Source organism: Bradyrhizobium sp. SZCCHNS30572, from assembly GCF_032484415.1.
Lineage (GTDB): Bacteria > Pseudomonadota > Alphaproteobacteria > Rhizobiales > Xanthobacteraceae > Bradyrhizobium.
On the sequence record NZ_JAUESY010000001.1, the window covers coordinates 836,464 to 853,115 of the forward strand.

At 60.2% G+C, this 16,652-nt stretch carries 27 protein-coding genes; 2 read left to right on the forward strand and 25 right to left on the reverse strand.

Translation table 11 applies throughout. The annotated features are described in order from the left end of the window. Positions 1–8: 8 nt before the first annotated feature. From QX048_RS03875 to QX048_RS03905, 7 genes are all read right to left on the reverse strand, one after another. Positions 9–650, reverse strand: a complete 642-nt coding sequence (locus tag QX048_RS03875; protein WP_316201007.1) for a hypothetical protein — start codon at positions 648–650, stop codon at positions 9–11. Next, entirely contained in the window at positions 640–1,230 is a 591-nt protein-coding gene (locus QX048_RS03880; protein WP_316201006.1) for a hypothetical protein, read from the reverse strand. The genes QX048_RS03875 and QX048_RS03880 overlap by 11 nt, the downstream gene beginning before the upstream one ends. Then, the gene (locus QX048_RS03885) at positions 1,211–1,567 is read right to left on the reverse strand and encodes a hypothetical protein (protein WP_316201005.1); all 357 of its coding nucleotides are present in this window, start codon (positions 1,565–1,567) and stop codon (positions 1,211–1,213) included. Before QX048_RS03885 ends, QX048_RS03880 begins: the two co-directional genes overlap by 20 nt. A gap of 3 nt (positions 1,568–1,570) precedes the next feature. Beyond that, positions 1,571–1,963, reverse strand: coding sequence for a hypothetical protein (locus QX048_RS03890; RefSeq protein WP_316201004.1), 393 nt, complete (start codon positions 1,961–1,963; stop codon positions 1,571–1,573). Positions 1,964–2,120: 157 nt separating this feature from the next. Then, positions 2,121–2,735: a single-stranded DNA-binding protein gene (locus QX048_RS03895; protein WP_316241291.1), complete on the reverse strand. Its 615-nt coding sequence runs from the start codon at positions 2,733–2,735 to the stop codon at positions 2,121–2,123. Between the two features lie 61 nt (positions 2,736–2,796). Next, on the reverse strand, positions 2,797–4,344 hold the full coding sequence (locus QX048_RS03900; RefSeq protein ID WP_316201003.1) for a DnaB-like helicase C-terminal domain-containing protein: 1,548 nt from the start codon (positions 4,342–4,344) through the stop codon (positions 2,797–2,799). Positions 4,345–4,578: 234 nt separating this feature from the next. Continuing rightward, positions 4,579–5,406, reverse strand: a complete 828-nt coding sequence (locus QX048_RS03905) for a helix-turn-helix domain-containing protein (RefSeq protein ID WP_316201002.1) — start codon at positions 5,404–5,406, stop codon at positions 4,579–4,581. Between the two features lie 127 nt (positions 5,407–5,533). On the opposite strand from QX048_RS03905, the gene QX048_RS03910 reads away from it, so the two are divergent. Together QX048_RS03910 and QX048_RS03915 are read left to right on the forward strand one after the other, a co-directional pair. Continuing rightward, positions 5,534–6,157: a hypothetical protein gene (locus QX048_RS03910; RefSeq protein ID WP_316201001.1), complete on the forward strand. Its 624-nt coding sequence runs from the start codon at positions 5,534–5,536 to the stop codon at positions 6,155–6,157. Between the two features lie 230 nt (positions 6,158–6,387). Then, entirely contained in the window at positions 6,388–7,110 is a 723-nt protein-coding gene (locus QX048_RS03915; RefSeq protein WP_316201000.1) for a helix-turn-helix transcriptional regulator, read from the forward strand. Position 7,111: 1 nt separating this feature from the next. On the opposite strand, the gene QX048_RS03920 is transcribed toward QX048_RS03915, so the two are convergent. The 18 genes from QX048_RS03920 to QX048_RS04005 all read right to left on the reverse strand — a co-directional run bounded on the left by QX048_RS03920 (position 7,112) and on the right by QX048_RS04005 (position 16,636). Beyond that, entirely contained in the window at positions 7,112–7,504 is a 393-nt protein-coding gene (locus tag QX048_RS03920; RefSeq protein ID WP_316200999.1) for a hypothetical protein, read from the reverse strand. Then, entirely contained in the window at positions 7,501–7,758 is a 258-nt protein-coding gene (locus QX048_RS03925) for a hypothetical protein (RefSeq protein ID WP_316200998.1), read from the reverse strand. The genes QX048_RS03920 and QX048_RS03925 overlap by 4 nt, the downstream gene beginning before the upstream one ends. A 153-nt stretch (positions 7,759–7,911) precedes the next feature. Further along, positions 7,912–8,097, reverse strand: a complete 186-nt coding sequence (locus QX048_RS03930; RefSeq protein WP_316200997.1) for a hypothetical protein — start codon at positions 8,095–8,097, stop codon at positions 7,912–7,914. Further along, positions 8,094–8,369: a hypothetical protein gene (locus QX048_RS03935; protein ID WP_316200996.1), complete on the reverse strand. Its 276-nt coding sequence runs from the start codon at positions 8,367–8,369 to the stop codon at positions 8,094–8,096. The genes QX048_RS03930 and QX048_RS03935 overlap by 4 nt, the downstream gene beginning before the upstream one ends. Further along, positions 8,362–8,676 carry a hypothetical protein gene (locus tag QX048_RS03940; protein WP_316200995.1) on the reverse strand — a complete coding sequence of 105 codons (315 nt, stop codon included), beginning with the start codon at positions 8,674–8,676 and terminating at the stop codon, positions 8,362–8,364. The genes QX048_RS03935 and QX048_RS03940 overlap by 8 nt, the downstream gene beginning before the upstream one ends. Further along, the gene (locus tag QX048_RS03945) at positions 8,676–8,864 is read right to left on the reverse strand and encodes a hypothetical protein (protein WP_316200994.1); all 189 of its coding nucleotides are present in this window, start codon (positions 8,862–8,864) and stop codon (positions 8,676–8,678) included. Before QX048_RS03945 ends, QX048_RS03940 begins: the two co-directional genes overlap by 1 nt. An 8-nt stretch (positions 8,865–8,872) precedes the next feature. After that, positions 8,873–9,058, reverse strand: a complete 186-nt coding sequence (locus QX048_RS03950) for a hypothetical protein (RefSeq protein WP_316200993.1) — start codon at positions 9,056–9,058, stop codon at positions 8,873–8,875. Beyond that, complete coding sequence (locus QX048_RS03955; RefSeq protein ID WP_316200992.1) at positions 9,058–9,816, reverse strand: hypothetical protein; 759 nt, start codon at positions 9,814–9,816, stop codon at positions 9,058–9,060. The genes QX048_RS03950 and QX048_RS03955 overlap by 1 nt, the downstream gene beginning before the upstream one ends. A 20-nt stretch (positions 9,817–9,836) precedes the next feature. Continuing rightward, entirely contained in the window at positions 9,837–10,205 is a 369-nt protein-coding gene (locus QX048_RS03960) for a hypothetical protein (RefSeq protein WP_316200991.1), read from the reverse strand. Further along, the gene (locus QX048_RS03965; RefSeq protein ID WP_316200990.1) at positions 10,205–11,830 is read right to left on the reverse strand and encodes an ATP-dependent helicase; all 1,626 of its coding nucleotides are present in this window, start codon (positions 11,828–11,830) and stop codon (positions 10,205–10,207) included. Before QX048_RS03965 ends, QX048_RS03960 begins: the two co-directional genes overlap by 1 nt. A gap of 68 nt (positions 11,831–11,898) precedes the next feature. Beyond that, positions 11,899–12,270 (reverse strand): hypothetical protein, encoded by a 372-nt coding sequence (locus QX048_RS03970; protein WP_316200989.1) that lies wholly within the window; start codon positions 12,268–12,270, stop codon positions 11,899–11,901. Then, entirely contained in the window at positions 12,270–12,536 is a 267-nt protein-coding gene (locus QX048_RS03975) for a hypothetical protein (protein ID WP_316200988.1), read from the reverse strand. The genes QX048_RS03970 and QX048_RS03975 overlap by 1 nt, the downstream gene beginning before the upstream one ends. A gap of 25 nt (positions 12,537–12,561) precedes the next feature. Then, positions 12,562–12,849, reverse strand: a complete 288-nt coding sequence (locus QX048_RS03980) for a hypothetical protein (RefSeq protein ID WP_316200987.1) — start codon at positions 12,847–12,849, stop codon at positions 12,562–12,564. Position 12,850: 1 nt separating this feature from the next. After that, positions 12,851–13,222, reverse strand: coding sequence for a hypothetical protein (locus QX048_RS03985; protein ID WP_316200986.1), 372 nt, complete (start codon positions 13,220–13,222; stop codon positions 12,851–12,853). Between the two features lie 11 nt (positions 13,223–13,233). Beyond that, positions 13,234–13,656 carry a hypothetical protein gene (locus tag QX048_RS03990; RefSeq protein WP_316200985.1) on the reverse strand — a complete coding sequence of 141 codons (423 nt, stop codon included), beginning with the start codon at positions 13,654–13,656 and terminating at the stop codon, positions 13,234–13,236. Positions 13,657–13,722: 66 nt separating this feature from the next. Continuing rightward, positions 13,723–14,139 (reverse strand): hypothetical protein, encoded by a 417-nt coding sequence (locus QX048_RS03995; RefSeq protein ID WP_315740045.1) that lies wholly within the window; start codon positions 14,137–14,139, stop codon positions 13,723–13,725. A gap of 11 nt (positions 14,140–14,150) precedes the next feature. Beyond that, entirely contained in the window at positions 14,151–16,163 is a 2,013-nt protein-coding gene (locus QX048_RS04000) for a hypothetical protein (RefSeq protein WP_316200984.1), read from the reverse strand. 8 nt (positions 16,164–16,171) lie between these two features. Beyond that, positions 16,172–16,636, reverse strand: a complete 465-nt coding sequence (locus QX048_RS04005) for a hypothetical protein (RefSeq protein WP_316200983.1) — start codon at positions 16,634–16,636, stop codon at positions 16,172–16,174. Positions 16,637–16,652 lie beyond the last annotated feature (16 nt).

The following is a 16,652-nucleotide window of genomic DNA, read 5'->3' on the forward strand; positions in this document are numbered from 1 at the left end:
TCCGTTGACTACGCGACGTTGCGAGCGCCGATCGAGCTGAACACCAGTCCAGTGCGCTCCTCGAACTTGCGGAGCCGGCTGATGACCTCATCGGCAGTGAACTTGGTGTAGAGGCCGTCCAGAGACGGCGCATTGTTCTCGCAATAGGTCCACGTCGGCTTGTCGAGCGGCACGATGTCCTCGAACTGCACCAGCATCAGCAGCGTCTCGTTCTGGACGATACGGATCGTGTGCAGATCCTCGGCATGCATGAAGTAGGAATCGCCTGCCCCGAACCGGCCCCGTTTCGCCTCGAACAGCTCTTCTTCACCAGCAAAGGTGAAGCCGTTTCCGCCGTTGAGTGGGGTGCGATACTCGAACCAGTTGAAGATCTTGCCCTGATGCTCAGGGCGGATCGCCGATCGCGTGAACCAGACGTTCTCGCTGAGGCCGGCCGCGACGTAGGTCTCGAAGTCGTAGCGGTGATTGTGTGGAGCAATGACCTCCGGCAGCTTGGAGATATCGCCGTCGAAGAAGTACAGCTTCACCGTCTCCTCCGGCGAGCGCTGCAGGCAGAGATAGTCGAAGCCCTTGACGTGGTAGTCCTTGAACGAATGCTCGACGATCTGATCGACGTCGATTCTCTTCGGCAGTGGCAGATCATGCAGCATGGTTCAGCTCCTGGAATGAGAGGCCATGACCCGGCACGATGCCGAGATCGTTCTTGAGTCCGGTCAGAATGAAGCCGACCGTGCGTTGTCTGATTTCGTAGGAGGCCTGCCGGTTGCGAGACTTCCGCGTCGGGCAGTAAAGTCGATGCACAATCTCGGCTTCCCCGCCGCGTGCCAGAGCGACAGCTGCCTTAACAAGTCGATCTGCCAGCCTTGCGGCGTTACACCACCGCATCCACGACAGAACGCCAAGAGATCGTTCAACATCGTCTCTCTGGGGGGCGAACTTGGCTTGTCCGTCATATGGCTTCATCGCACTGAGGAGGCGGATACGCTCGATCACGAGCAGCTCGGCACGCGACATGCCGACCATGTTCCAACCGCCTGAGCGATTGCCAGAAGTCAGCCAACGACGTTCCTGGTCGGGCGTCTTGTCGATCACTTCGATCGCCTCGACCAGGAGCTGCCAGATGACGTCACTGTGCTTTGCTTGATCGCCCCTCAGCTCGAAAGCCAGCTGGGCACCGTGCGCCAGCCAGCTCAGAGCATTCGTGCGATCCTCATGCGAGGACGAGGTCATGCGGAGTGAATTTCATCCCTGGAGAGGCAGAACCCCAGACGAGCTGGCGGCGGCGAGTTGCTCGGTATTCGAAGATGTTCGTGCCGACCCGCTTCTGCGTGAGCAGGAGGTCGCCGCTCTTGGCGTCTTCCAGGATGCGGTCAGCGAGAACGTTGAGGGTTGCGAGACGGAGCCGCTCGTTTCCGCGCAGCACGTCGGTCTCGGGGATCACGACCTGGCGGTCGTACTGGAGGTCGCCGCTCCAGTAGACCAGGACATCGCCAGCAGGCGCGGCCTTGAGCCAGTCGTAATAGTCCGAGAGGGCGCCGGGAGAGACGTCCAGGACTGTGCGAGCCATTGCTCAGTCCTCGTCCTGGCTGCGGTCCTCATGGACCATGGTGGCATAGAGGCCAGCGAGCGAGGTCACATCCTCGACGATGGAGCCGAGCTGGTCGAGCTGTTGGGCTCGCGAGGCGGGCTCATCGCTCAGATCGAACTCCGGCTCGAAGATCACGTCGAAATCGAGATCGTCCGCATCCTCGTCGTCGAGATCGTCCTCGGCGAGGATCGTCATGAGGTCACCGAGAACCTCTTCGAGAGGGGGGAAGCCTGACATGCCGGGTTCGGCAGGCGTGGCACCATCGAGGCAGATGCCGGGTGGGCAGGAGCACTCGCCGTGCTCGGCTGCTTCCTTGGCATGATGTGCGTCGAACAGCGAAGCCATGCCATCCGGCGAAACCTGGAAGATTCTCATTTGCTTTTAGTGCTCCAGTTGGCATTCATGCAAATCGAAAGACAGAGGGGCGCCCCCTGCACGCCAACCAAGTAGGAGGCGCCCCCCGCATTTTCCCCGCTCAACGGGGAAGCTCTATAGAAACCCAGTCCGCATCAGGGTGAGAATGTCCCCCTGATCAAAAGGGGATGTCGTCGTCCATGTCGTTGTTGCGCGACGAGGAGCGGCTCGACGAGCGAGAAGAACCCCTGTCGTCATCCCGACCACGATCGTCTCGCGACGAACTGCGGCTCGCCGAACGACCGCCACCGCGATCGTCACCACCGCGGTCATCTTCGCGGGATCGGCTGCGGCTTCGGCCGCCCTCGTCACCACCGCGCGAGCGGCCACCGCCATCATCGTCGCGGCTGCGAGAGCGACCGCCGCGGTCGTCGTCGTCACGTCCGCCGCCGTTGCCCTTCGTGGACAGCATGGTCAGCTTGTCGACCACGATCTCGGTCGAGTAGCGATCCTTGCCGTCCTGATCTTCCCATTTGCGGGTCTGGATCTTGCCGACGACGTGGACCTTGTCGCCCTTCGACAGGTACTGCTCGACGACCTTGATCAGACCTTCCTGCCAGACCTGACAGTTGTGCCACTCGGTCTTCTCCTGGCGTTCGCCGTCCCGATCCTTCCAGGTCTCGGAAGTGGCAATCGAGAAGTTGCACACCGACTTGCCGTTGCTGAGATTCCTCACCTCAGGATCCTTGCCGAGATTGCCGGCGAGGATCACCATGTTCACTGAACCTGACATCTATGGTCTCTCCTTTTCCAGTTTGCACTACCATAGCGTTTGCATTCATGCAAACGCTTTTTCAAAAATCGAACTTGCGAAACAGGCTCGCTCGATCGTCGAAGGTCAGATCCACGGTGCCGGTCATACCGGCGATCCGCTTCAGCCTCACCTTTGGGATGATGATCTGACGTTCGTTCGGCGCCTCTGCCGCGCGCTCGGGATCAGCGTTGACGACGATGCCCAGGTCCGCCTTGTTGGCCCAGTGCGCCGAGTCTGAGATGTTGTAGAGGCCTGGCGTGACCTTCGGATCCAGCTTCGTCGGGTGAGCCACGACGATGACGCAGACACCGAACTGCTTTGCGAAACGCTTCATCTGCTTGATAGCCTTTCCAACGTATTCAGTCAGCGACACGCTGGCCGGTCTGGTGTGTTCCAGCTCGTTCCAGGGATCGATGATCAGAAGCTTGACGCCGTCCCGGAACACAGCGGCAGCCGCCGTATCCAGCACGAACTTCAGGTCGATATCGCCTTCCATCGAGTCATCGTAATCGATGAACTGGAAGTAGCGCTGGACGAATGCAGTCGCACGCAGCTTCTCCTCCATCGACCAGTCCTCGCGAGCCTTGTCGAGGAAGGCAGTCATCAGCTCGTGTGCCAGGAACGGTTTGACGTCCTTCTCGCCTGAGAAGATTGCGACCGGCCATTTGTGCCGCTTGGCGAGCAGCACGGCGCACTGGTTGATGAAGGTTGATTTGCCGACGTTCGGGATGCCGGTGGCAACGACGAACTGGCCGGGGTAGAACTTCATGTGCTTGTCGAGGATGTCCGAGATCCCAACCTCAGCCATCGGCGGGATCTCAACCTCGGGATAGTCGCTCAGCCGGAACAGGCCCTTGACCGGCCACGGCTTGGCGTTGTCGATCAGCTCCCGGACCTTCTCGGGTCCGAAGTACAGCTTGACCTCGTTCATATCCTTGCAGGCGCGCTTCTTGCCTCTGCGCTTCTTGTCCGGGACCACCTCGTCCTTCGGGTACTCGACCCAAAAGCACTTGGCCGCGCCGAGGCGCCGCACCAGCTCCTTGGCAAGTCGGCCGCCAGGCTCGTCGCCATCCACGGCGATGATGTGGTGCTTGACCCGCTGTAGCGCGTCCATCAGCCGGCCCATGAACGAGAACTTGTCGTCATCCTCGGGATCGATGTCCCGATCGTTGTCCGGCACGTGGATCAGCTTGCCGTTCTTGTCGCGAGCCGGCGGCGCTCCGTCCGGCACGGAGACGCAGGTGTTGCGGTCGGAGAGAATGACGGCGTGGCAGTCAGGCTCGCCCTCTGTCCAGATGAGCGAATCCGATCCGGCTTCGAGCCGGCTCATGATCGCTTCGTCCCAGAAGATCTTGGCGTTGTAGAGGGTCTTGGCCGCATTCCGCTTCTGCATGAAGCGACGCTCGCCGTCCTGAGCCCAGCGGTACTTGCAGTTGACCTCGTGATCGCTCTCTTCGAAGTAGGGCCAGCAGAGGACCTTACCGTCCGGGTCCGGAACGACGATGACCTGGTCCTGCCCATCGCGCGAGAGACTCCCGCTGTAGAGCCCCATATCCACCGCCAGTTCGGGGCACAGGCCTCTGTCCACCAGTCCTCTCGCGTGCTTCTCGCTTAGCATTCTCTCCGTCACTCCATGTGCAATGGTGGCAGTTCCAGACGACGCCTCGGTTATCGATCTTGACGCTGAGGCATCGGATCTTCTTGTGAGCCCCCTTCCTCGTGTGCGAGCACATCGGGCAGAGCGTGTATTGGTTGCCGAACTTCAGGGACTTGAGCTTGATGCCGTGCTCGGCCAGCACCTTTCCGACATCGACGCTGGCCATCAGATCGCCACCGTGCGTCGTGCCAGCACCCGGCGATGACGATCATCGGAAGACTCCGGCGGCATACCGTCTTCGTCCGACCACCGGCCCTGGTTGAGCCAGGTGACCGGATGGACGATGAACCGGCGACGCTCAGGATCGCGGAGATCCTTTTTGACGTCCGGGCTGGCTGCGTACCGGCGCATTCCTTCGAGGATGGTCACGAACTCCACCTCATCGTCTCGCTCGATGCGCTTGAGCTTCGCCATTGTCGCTGCCTTGCCGACCTTCTTCGGGCAGACGGCCCAGAACTGATCCTCATAATCGGCCGGCCACGGCGCCGTACGGCGCGGCTTGCGACGTGGTTCTGGTTTCGGTTCTGAGTCTGGTTCTAGTACACGGTTATTGTTGTCGGCCTCGCCGACACCCCTTGTCGGCGTATTTGACAGGGCTCGTCGGGGAGGCGGACACCCCCTGTCATCGTCGCTGACACCCGGTGTCCGTGAATTTGACACCCCCGGTGTCGGCGGATTTGACAGGTGGTCATCATCATTGATGCTCTCCTCCAGTGCCGCCGGCACGTTCAGCCGGTAGACCTTCGAGCGGAATCCGCCGTTGTCGTAGTAGCGCTGGGTGGAGGTGATGAGGTTGAGATCTTCAAGCTTGGTCAGTGCCGAGCAGACCGTCTGCCGGGTCAAGCAGGACTTGACGGCGATGGTGCTCTGCTTCGGATAGGTCTCGAATTTTTCATTGGCGTAGTTCGCCAGCGTGATGAGGACCAGCTTGAGGGTGGGTGTGAGATCAGCGTCGACCAGGTCGAACGCCCAGGTGAGTGCTCTGAGGCTCATGCGATGATTTCTGTTGGCTGTCGCCAGCTTGACGGCCGGCGAGGGGTGATGTATTTGCCTGAATGCAAATGCAAATGCAAGCCACGAGATGTGGTGATGCGGCAACACCGACACCCACTAGGGACCGATGAACCCCATCCTCGTAGCCGGCCTCGATCCGGCCTTTGCCAATTTCGGGATTGTCCGAATGTGGCTCGACCTTGAAACGCTCAAACTGACTTTCGACCGGTTCCGGACGATTTCGACCGAGAAGCTCGCCGGTAAGAAGAAGGTCATCCGGCAAAATTCAGATGATCTGCGCAGAGCGAGAGAGCTGCATGCCGGGCTCCATGAGGAGCTGGCCGGCTGCACGGTCGCCTTTGCTGAGATTCCCTCGGGCGCCCAGGCTGCACGGGCTTCCTACGGGTTTGGAGCCGCGGTTGGCGTCCTCGCATCGATCGAGATCCCGCTCTTCCAGGTGATGCCACTTGAGACGAAGAGGGGGAGCGTAGGCAATCCACAGGCAGAGAAGCCGGAGATCATCTCCTGGGCTGCCAAGCTCTATCCTGAGGCTCCCTGGAAGCTCTACGACCGCGATACGACGGGGAAGGGCGGTAAGATTTTGAACCGGAAGGGCGATCTACATCTGGACAATGAGCATGTTGCAGACGCGATCGCCATCGCACATGCGGGACTGCATTTGCAGGAGTTCAAGCAGTTGTTAGCAATGCTCAAAATTGCCGCGCCTGCGAAGCAAACGCCAATCGCCTGAAATTACTGGCGATTCTGCCGTTTTTAAGAACGAAACATGAACAAAGATTTCGTTGCATTCGCTTGAAACCTAGACTAGGGGAGGGATGTTAGCATCCGAACAAATGGATGGAGCGGGCATGCAAACGGAATTTTCGACCAGAAGATCGCAGCTTCAAAACGATTCTGGGAGGAAATCCCGATCAACCCTAGTTTCATTTTTCAAAGACTGATAGAAAAAGGCGCATTGCAATGACCGTGGCGCTCGAAGTGGCAGCGAAACCAAAAGCACAAACTCCGAAGCAGGTTGTGATCGAGTGGATCGACTACATCCTCGATCGCAAGCGGTGGAATGCGACTGAGCTTGCAAGGAAGGCGGAACTCGCTCCGTCGACTCTGCTACGCCTGCTCAACAACCCCGAGCATCCCTTCCTTCCGACTCAAAAGACTCTTGCGAAGATCGCTGACGCCTCGGGCATCCCGATCACGAAGAAGGTCTTGGAGGCGCTCGGGGCGGAGACGGATGAGAACGGCACCGAAGTCCCGGAAGGGATGTCGAAGCGCGCTGGTCTGAGGCCTATGGCCTCCAGGACGGCGACTGTCGAGTTCAAGCACGTGTCGGCTCTGCCGGCATCGCTGCAGGCCGCGGCTTCCAGCCGACGTGATGGCTACGTCCCGGCTCCGCCACAGCTGGACGGAGACGAGACTGCCTTTGCCTTCCATATTCCGGATGATTCGTTCGGTCTGTGGCTGAAGGCGGGATCGCTCTGCTACGGCACGAAGCGCCGTGATCCAGTCGCTGGTGACATGATACTGGTGACCGGCAAGGACGGGAAGTCGAAGGTTCGACTGTTGATCGGTATCGATGAGCAGGGCCTCGTCATGACGAAGACCATGCCGGCCGGAGATGAGGAGCGAATGGCATTTGACGATGTCGCTGAGATCGCCATCGTCGCCGTGATCGTGCGCTTGTAAGTCAGCACTGACTTACGTCGATAGCTCCAAACAGCGTCTCGACCCTGACGACCATTGACCTGATGTAGCCTGAAGGGGCTGTCATCAGGTCGATGTCGAAGTCCTTCCGAAGCTGACGAAGCTTTGCGAGCCACTCCCTCGCATCATCCAGCTGGGCTCGATCGACTCGATCTTGCCACTCCGTCTTCGAGATCTCGAGACTGACCTTCTCGATCTCGAAGTCGAGATACTCTGCGAACTCCCTCAGAAAGACTTCGAGCTTCTTGATCTCTGGCTCGATCCTGACCAGGCAGTCGCATGCCCGTCCAATGATGACGGGCAGCCGGCTCTTGAAGCGCGGGTTGATCTCCCTACGAACCGGGTTAGGGGGATCCTCGATGATGAAAGACGTCATTCCCGTTTTCCCTTCTTCTCGGCGGCGTCATAGTCCTCCTGGGACGGACGAAACGGCGGTAGACCGCGGTCGAGCGCCGCCAACGCCAATGCCACAATCTTCGAGACGCCGCGTCGCTCTTGCTTACTGACAGCCTGCGGGGTGATGCCCAGCCACTGGGCAACTTCAGCCTGGTTCAGTCCGCGAGAAATACGCCACAGCTTGGTCTCCTCTCCGGTCAGAAACTTCTCGTTGTCGGGTGCCTGCGATGGCATTTCCCACCTCGTTGCTGTGGTCCCGATTGTGTCACGGCGGAGGCCAACAGGCCTATACACCACGAACAAAGGAATGTTCCTATCGCCATGTAAACACCGGTCCTGGTTTTTTTAGACATATGCACTTGCATTGGTGCAAATCTGAGCCCACGATTATGCCGCTTTCTTGACCGAATCAGCGTCCCTGATGCGGGCGATGTTACCTTCCTTCCACGCCGACGCGACGAGACGAACGGCCGCCATCCTGAGTACAGGCTCGCTCGCCATCAGGACCCATTTTCCGTCCTTCCATTGCGCGACATAAAACAATGGCGGTGATCGGAAAGTACGCTTCGTCATAGTGCCTCCAGGAAATTGGTGATCGGTCCATCGCTCTCGTCGAAGACGTTGACGATGCAGCGTTCGTTGGTCTCATCGACCGGGATCACGACATGGAATGCCGTGCCTTGCTTCGGAATGAACTCGATGTGGTCGATCCATCCGATCGAGCCCGCCGGCATCGTATGCTCGATGCCCTCGTGGTCGTCGCCCATAGTCTCTTCGAGGACTCGAACCTTCTGGCCCTTTTTCAGTCCAAACGCCTCGGCCATATCCTCGCGGTACCTATCCATGTTCTTCCTCCAGCTCTTCGGAGAGCTTCTCGGCGCCGGCCAGAACCGTTGCGAGGTTGATCGTGTAGTCGCTGATCAGGTGGTAGCCGTTGCCGTAAATAAACCACACCCAGCCGCGCTTGCCGTCCTTGGTCAGGTACAGCCGATCCTCTTCGGTCGAGAACATCGCCTTGAGGATCGCTTCGCGGTCGGTGCTCTGCTTCAGGGGAAATTCTTCTCCGTCGAACACATCGATCGTGTATCCGGCGGCAAGAGCGTCATCGATCACCTTCTCGGCGATCTGGCGCTCGATCTTTTCGTTGTCCATCAGTCCTCCACTTTTTCTGCCCTGATCTCATCGACCTCAGGGCTTTCGCATTCTTGGCTGCATTGGTGGCAGAGGGAGCAGTGAGCTTCCCCCTCAGCCATCTTGATCGCGGCTTCCTTGGTGGGGGCATCGTATGTCCCAAGATACTTGGTGCCGGTGACGACGCCGTAGACGCTGAATTTCGGCATGGATGCTCCTATGCGAAGTCCATCTCGTCGTAGCCGTCTTCCGACTCGTAGCGCCGGCTGCGATCGGTGCTGCGTGGGGTCGAGCGGCTGCTGCCGCGGGTGGTTCTGATGAGGCTCGCGATGTCCTCGTCGCCGTCGAGCGATTCGAGCAGGCCAACGGAGCCGCGGCCGAAATATTCAGCGTTCTTTGCCATTACGCAGCCTCCAGCACTGGTTGGAAGTTGTTGCGGCCAGGACCGTGGACCTGGATGGTGATGTCAGCTTTGGCTTTGGACTTGTGGCCGCCGCAGAGCAGGCACTGGGCGCACTGCGTGGCCTTGCCCATCTCCTTGGACGCGGGGCAGTGGCCCTCACCAGCGAGCTTCGGAGCGCCCTCAGGACGCACCCTGTAGGTCCGGAAGCCGAGCGCCTTGGCGAGCACGCGGTCGATCTCGGTGTCGCAGGAGGCCATGCAGAAGGCCGCCAGCTCGGGCTTCTCGCGCCACATGTGCGTGAAGCCCGTCACGTCCTGGACCTTGCCCAGGATCGTTTCCCAGACGGCCATCGGGATCGCACCAGGATCGCCATAGGCGCCGGCACGGACGCGCTTGCCGGCGAGCAGCTTACGGGCCTTGGCGAGCGTGACCTCGTGATAGACACCACGCTGGTAGGCGTCGAAGACGACGTGCGGACCGCGCCACAGCATCACGTAGCAGGAGCGGCCCTCGTTTCGGCGAAGACCTGTCTTGGGGTCGGTGACCACCTTGCCCATGTGAATGCAGCTGCCGCAGATCGCCTTGTCGTCGCCGGTCTGGCTCGCCTTCAGCGGGTTCATGTCCTGGCGCAGGATGTAGAGCTGCGCCATCGCACCGGTCTTGGAGTTGCTGCCGCCATCCTCAAGGCCGGTAGCGATCAGCATAATGGGGCTGCCGTCCACCTCGGACGGACCCTTCCATACGATACATCCGTTCATGGGAACTCCTTTGTTTGCATTCAAGCAAGTCTGAGGACGTGCATATGGGGAAAAGCGAGCGCCAGGTCCTGCTCCGCGCGATGGAGCTTGTGGCTCAGGATGCTGATCTGCTTTCGCTTCCTTGCGATGAAGGATTCGAGGGCCTCTTCCTCGGTTGGACAGGCCCATCGCTTAGTTGCTGTCAACAGGACGAAGCGTCCGCTGATCCAGGCCCCTTTCGGGGTTCGACTGATGATGCGATGCCAGCGCATTTCCAGCTGCGGATCCGTGACGCCGTAGCGATCGGCGTCAGGATCGATGCACACGGAATATCGCTGGGCTTCGCACCGCCAGAGGACTGAACTCCCTTCAGGAGGCCGGCCGTAGGGGTAGACGAGCTTCGGCAGCATCAAGCCACCTTCTGTGTCAGCGGCAGCTGGCCCTGGGCAGGCTGCTGGTTGTCGTTCACAGGTTTGACCTTGGGCAGCGGCGGCATCAGGTCGATCAGCTCTTCCATGGCGCGCGTGGCGGCCACGTATTGCAGATTGACCTCCTGCTCCTTCTCCCAGGGCATCGAGGCGTATTTGGACGGACAGGTGCCAAACCGATCCAGCCAGTAGACCCGCTTCCATTCCCGGCCCTTGGACCGGTGGATCGTTGCGAGCGTCAGGATGCCCTCGACGTTGTCGGCGAAGATGTTGTCGATGTAGGCCACGACCGCGGAGATGCTGTCGTGCTTGTCGTCACGGCATGCATCCATGATGACCTTGAGGGTCTCGAACTTGTCCTCGGCCTCCTGGACTTTTGACATCTTCTTCTTCGGCAGCCAGCGCTCCTTCTCTTTCTCCAGCCAGTCCTCCAGCTTGTCCTCCAACTCCGGGATGGTGTTGATGGACTTCCAGCGGGTGGCCAGCTTCTTGAGCTGCTCGCCGATGTCGCGGCCCTCGATGCGGCACGGCACCTTCTCCCGGATCAGGGCGAAGGCGGCGTTCACGAGCGGCCTGGTGTTGCGGCACAGGATCGCCGAGTCGCCGTTCAGGCGGTCGCGCTGCTGGATCATCTGCTCGAATGTCTCAAGGCTAATCTTGCCTTCGGGAGCAGAGGGGTGGGCCTGGATGTGATTGACCCAGGTCTGGGCGAACTTGACCACGTTCTTCGGGCACCGGTAGGTGACCGTGAGCGGCATCTCCTTGGCGCCAAACTCCTGCTTGATGATGTCCAGGCTGTCATTGTCGGCCCCGGTGAAACCGAAGATGGCCTGGTGGGGGTCGCCGACCGCGAACAGCCGGCCGGTGTTGGGCTTCATCAGCGCCCGTGCCAGCAGCCGGCGCACCGTGTTGGTGTCCTGCGCCTCGTCGATGATGACCGTGTCGTACTGCCACATCTTCACCCGATAGAGCAGGGCGAGATAGATCATGTCGTTGAAGTCGATGACCTGCGGGTTGCTGTTCGACTCGTTCAGCACCTCGATCGCCAGATCGATCAGGTCGTCCGCCTTCTTCTCCAGGGCTTCTTCATCGAAGAGGTCGAAGTGCTCTGCGAGATCCTCCCAGACCGAGGTGTCCTCGATATCGCCGCAGCCAGGGATGCCAATGCCTGCTTGCTTGGCAAGGCCCACGAGCTGAACCACGACGCCAACATGAGGAGCGAGCGAGGCATCGATCCGGTTGGTATCGATCCAGCCGGCCGTGATCCGGCCAACCTTCTCCTCGTCGATCCTCACGCCGGAGAAGCGCCGGTCCTTCCGGAGGTTCCGGAGTGCGATCGCATGACAGGTCGAGGCCTCGGCCTTCTTCCAGTCGATGCCCAGCTTCTGGAGCTTGTCCTTCAGCTCGACGGCGATCTTCTTGCCGAAGGCCAGGATTACGCTGCTGCCGCGCATACGGCTGACCGTGTGAACGATGGTGGTGGACTTGCCGGCGCCGGCCACAGCGATCAGCACGATCGAGCTGGTCCCGTTCCAGGCCTCTTTCTGGAAGTCGGCCTGCTGCGGCGACGGAACGTAGATGGCGGGCGCTGCCGCGGTGCTAGACATATGTTCCTCGTCTGGTTGGGTGCGGACACGTTAGCATCGATTAGCATTCACGCAAATGAAAAAACAAATCAAGCGGCGGCTTTCTGCTCAAGGCGCTCCTGCTGGCGAAGCACCTTCAGCGCGGTGACGATGCGCTTGGCGTTCTCCTCGCTGCGCGGCTTCGCAATCACCTTGCGATCCTCGAAGATGATCCAGTAATTGTCGTAGATGTCCTGGATTGCGAACACGTCGCCATGCTCGGTAAAGAAGGCGGCCTTGCCCTCCGGCGTCACGTGTTGAGTCTGGATCATCCCGTAGGCGTGTTGATCGAGGAAGCCCTTCTCGATCAGGCTGCGCGTAGCCGGGAAGTGTCCTTTGCGCAGGTAGATGGTCTCGCTGACGCTCTGCGAAATGGCTCGTGCCATGATGCGGCGTTGCAGATCAGTGAACATCTTGGACATCAATAGCTCCTATGCCATCGCTCGGCGACCTCGGCGATCCATTCCGCCTGCAGCAAAGCGATCGCTCCGAGAACATCTCGGGTCGAGCACTCGACGCTGTAGGCGTAGTCGCCGTACATGTTCAACAGGTGCCATCCCGGGTATCCCGGCAAGGCCTTGGTATTGATGGACAGGTGACTGACCCGGCCATGCGGCCCGATCGGCGCGGAATAGTGGTATGACGTCGCTTGACGGGTATCGAACCGGTTATCCGTGTAGTAGGTCATCAGAGAAACCCTTTGAAGAGAGGTGTCATCCCCGGATGCAGTCTGGCGTGAACACGTCGACGACTTCGAAACCCTCTTCGTCAGGTTGGCAGACCTTGACGTGGGTGACGGGAAGCATGAGTGCTTCGGCATATCCCCGGGTCGCATTATCATCGACGCTGATCAGTTCCGACACGATGCGATCGCAGGTGCTCCTATTCTCGGAAAGCCAGGCCGTTCCAACCTTTTCAGCTGCCACCGCGTCGACGGCGTCAACTTCGATCTCGATACCGATCGCGGCGGATGCTTCCAGGGCAACTCGAAACTTTGGCATGTCACATAACCCTTCCAAAGAATGGACGACGGCTCTCGGGGTCTTCGATTCCGCCGAAGGTGGTGAAGGTCATCAGGACACCGAGTCGGCGCAGTCGCAGGCAGAACTCGAAGTCGCAGGCCTCGGGATAGAGGCGCTTATTCGGCACCAGGTTTTCGGCCGGAAGCTCCGAGCCGTGTCCGTGGAACACCGGAGGCGAGAAATCGTCGCGATAGATCAGCAGATGCAGTTCGCCGTCCTTCTGATAGACGTGCCAACTCTCGCGATCCTTGTTGTAGCCATAGAGCAGGGTTCGGGCCTCGAAGCCGATCGGTGTGACCATCTTGGGAGAGGCGCCATCTAGGTACAGAGCCTTGAGTTCATCTTCAGTCATCTCGAGTTCCTTCAGCGGAGATAGGCTGGGCCATACTGGGTGATTTTCCCGAGGCCGTTCTGGGCATCGAAGATGTTGCCGCGGGCGTGCTTTGCCGGCTTGTCGTAGGAAGCTGGCTTCAGGACGTCTCCGGTTGCCTTGTCGACGAAGCAGAACACGCCAGTGTCCTGGATGATGCGCCAGCGCTTGCGTAACTCCTGGATGTGCCATCGGTAGGGGCCGAGCGAAGAGAATTGCGCCATACGCTGGCCGTCAGCGATCTTCTTGCAACCCTCATAGAAGCTGTCGAGCGCCTCGCGGAACGTCGGGCGCGTCAGGTTGCCATGGCCGTCGCATCGCCAGTCCAGCACATGGCCATCGGCGACCATGCAACCGTGATAAAAGCCTGGCACCTCCACCTCAGCGCAAAGGGTGCATTTTGCCGTCTCTGGCATCGGATCCTCTGTTTGTTTGCATTCAAGCAAGGGGCCGGGCAGCACGAAGCCACCCGGCCGATCGCATCACAGTTCCGCAGCGAGCTTGCGGAGGTCGTCGAGCGACTTGCCGCCCAGCTCCTCGGTCTCCTTGGCGGCGATCAGCGCCAGGATCTGCTGCTTCTTCTCGCGGTTCGCCGCGGTCTCGGCAGCCTTCTCGGCCTCGGCCTTCTTCGTCTCGACGACGTGCTTGACGATGTCGAAGGCGAGCTGCAGCTCGTTGTCGGCCTTGGATGAGCTGCTGAGCCAGGGCAGGTCATCGTCGGTGCTGCTGTCCTTGAGCCGGCGGTTCAGCTCGCGGGCGATGCTGGTCAAGTCCGCGCTGTTCTTGGCCCTGCTGCTGATCTGCAGGTCCCACAGCTGCTCGACCGTCAGGCCGCCACCGCCGAGCGGGGAGGGGAAGCGGAGCTTCAGGCGAGAGGCCTTCTCGAACAAATCTGACATTCAGTTCTCCTTCAGAATACGACCTTGACGGTCCGGGTGAAATTGCCCTTCACTTTGGCCAGGATCTCGTTGCGCTGTGTGCTGGAGAAGCCGAGGCCGCTGATCTGGTCGGCCGACTCGGCCGTCCTCATCTTCGAGCCGACGATCTCGATGACCTTCCGATGCTTGGAGAGATCTTCGCGGAGGAACTCGTTGAAGAACCCGCGCGCCTGTCCGTCGTTCAGGCAGCCTTCGAGCATGAAGAAGTAGTGTTTGTTGCCGACGCCGTGACCGTCCCAATAGTTCGGTGACAGCATCATCAGGTTGACGGGGTGGAAGGTCTGGGTTGCGATGTTCCAGACCGTCTTCGTCGACTGCGTGGATGGCATGGAAGAGACGATCTCGATGCCCTTGGCTCGGGAGTATTTGAGCTTCGCTACGGAGATCTTCTCCTTGTGGCGAACCGCCTTGGGATAGGCGAACCGCGTGATCTGGCCGAGCCAGTCGATCTCGACCTCGAAGCCGACATCAACCGACTCTCGCTTGCAGAAGTTCTCCACGATCAGCTCGTAGACGCCCTCCCGCATCGTCGATTGCGAGCTGTAGAAGATGTTCTCGACCGGATGTCGGCTCTGCCCGCCGCCGGCATTCATATCGACGTCCAGCATGCCGCCGCAGCGGGATCGCTGACCCTTGTTGCCGAAATAGATCTCGTTCCCATCCGGCTCGCGCATGTGGAAATCGAGATCGTCATAGTTGGACCATGCGAGACGGCAACACAGGTCACCGCTGACGTTGCCGCCGGCCTGCTTGACGCGCTCACGAACGCCGTCCGCCATGTCGCCGTTGTAGGACCAGGAGAAGTTGTTGTCCCACTTGAACAGTCGGGCTGCACCTGGATCGACCGGCGCGATCAGGCTGACCAGGTTCGAGATGTGCTTGTTCTCGAACATCACCTCGATCGACTGGGCGCTCGGAACGACCTGCGAGATGAACTTCTCGATCGGCAGCTCTTCGACTTTGTCGATCTTCCGGGTGCTTGGCTTGACCTGGATGGAGTCGAACACGTCACCGTCGATCACCTTCCTTGTCGCATTGTCTGCGAACAGGATGTTGGCCGTCGAGATGTCCGACGTGCGGGCGTAGCGCCGCTCCAGGGCGCCCGTCAGCCCCAGCTCGGTGATCGTGGCCTTGGCCTTCTCGATCATGGCCTTGGTCACCAGGGCAGTCGGCCGCTTGTAATTGGCCGGTGCCACCATGGCCTCGAACTTGCGGACCGCGCCGTCCATGTCCATGCCCTCGGACAAATCGATGAGCAGGGTGCCGATCGAGGTGTTGCGGATGCCCGTCACAGACCCCGGATTGGCCTTCACAGCGAGCCAGACGAACGGGTCGCGCTGATCTTGCGGCAGCCGATCGAACGCCACCTTGGCCTTCCGGAAGGCCTCCACGGCGAACTTGTGCTCGTGGCCGCGATAGAGCGAGTTCTGGCCGATCAGCTCCAGAACGGTGTCGATCGAGTCCATGGAGAGGGTGGTCAGGGCGCGCTGGAACACGTCGTGCGACGAGCGGATCTCGGAACGCTTGGTCGCCAGCATGTCGCCACGCATGACGCGGCCGGCCGGCAGGTGCAGGTGGAAGTGCTCCCAGGTCTGAACCTTGCCGAGCACGTCCTCGAAGTTCTTGTCGGTTCCGACCGACGCCTCGTAGTGGAAAAACTCGTCCGCGATCGCCCGGGACTTCACGAGCCGCGACATCGCATCGGCGACGGTCTGGTAAACCGGGTCGGACACCTTGCCGTCCCAGATCGAGACCAGCTTGCCGTCGACGATCGCGACCACGTTGCCGACTGCACGGATGAACTGACGACAGCAGCTGCAGTCATGCTCCCTGCGCTCGCGAAATACCGGATTGGACCCGGCGGGGAAGCTTTCGAGATAGGCGTCCCACAGCTGGTCCTTGTCGACCGCCGTGCAGAACAGATGGCTGTCGCGCATCTTCTTGAACTGTGCCGAGACGGCGTGCTTGAACAGAGAGAAGTCCATGTGGTTTCTCACTCCTTGATGATCTCGATGATGGAGGTATTGGCGACGAAGCCGAAGAAATCCTCGTCGCTCTCGACGTAGACGCGCTTGTCGGCATCGGCATTGTCGACATCGCCGACCGTGTAGATGCCATCAGGCGCATCGGGATCGCCCTGGACGCGAACCCGGTCTCCCGGGCTCACGAGCAGGACTTTCATCGCATCCGGAGCCGCCTGAGCCTTTTGCTCCCACGCCTCCGAAAGCTTCTCGCCGTTCAGGAAAAGACCGTCCTCATTGAGGACGGCCGCTCCATCGGTGGCCGCTTCGACCGCCACCCGAACGTCAGCGAGACAAACGAGCTTGTTCGCGTCGGCCTCGCCGGCCTGCAACAGCTCCTTGACCTCGCAGAACTTCGGATGGTCCATCGCCAGGACCCACGGCCGGCCCTGTGCGATGAACGTGATCGAAGTGTCAGTGATGATGCTCGGGATCATGACGGTTTCCGTTGGT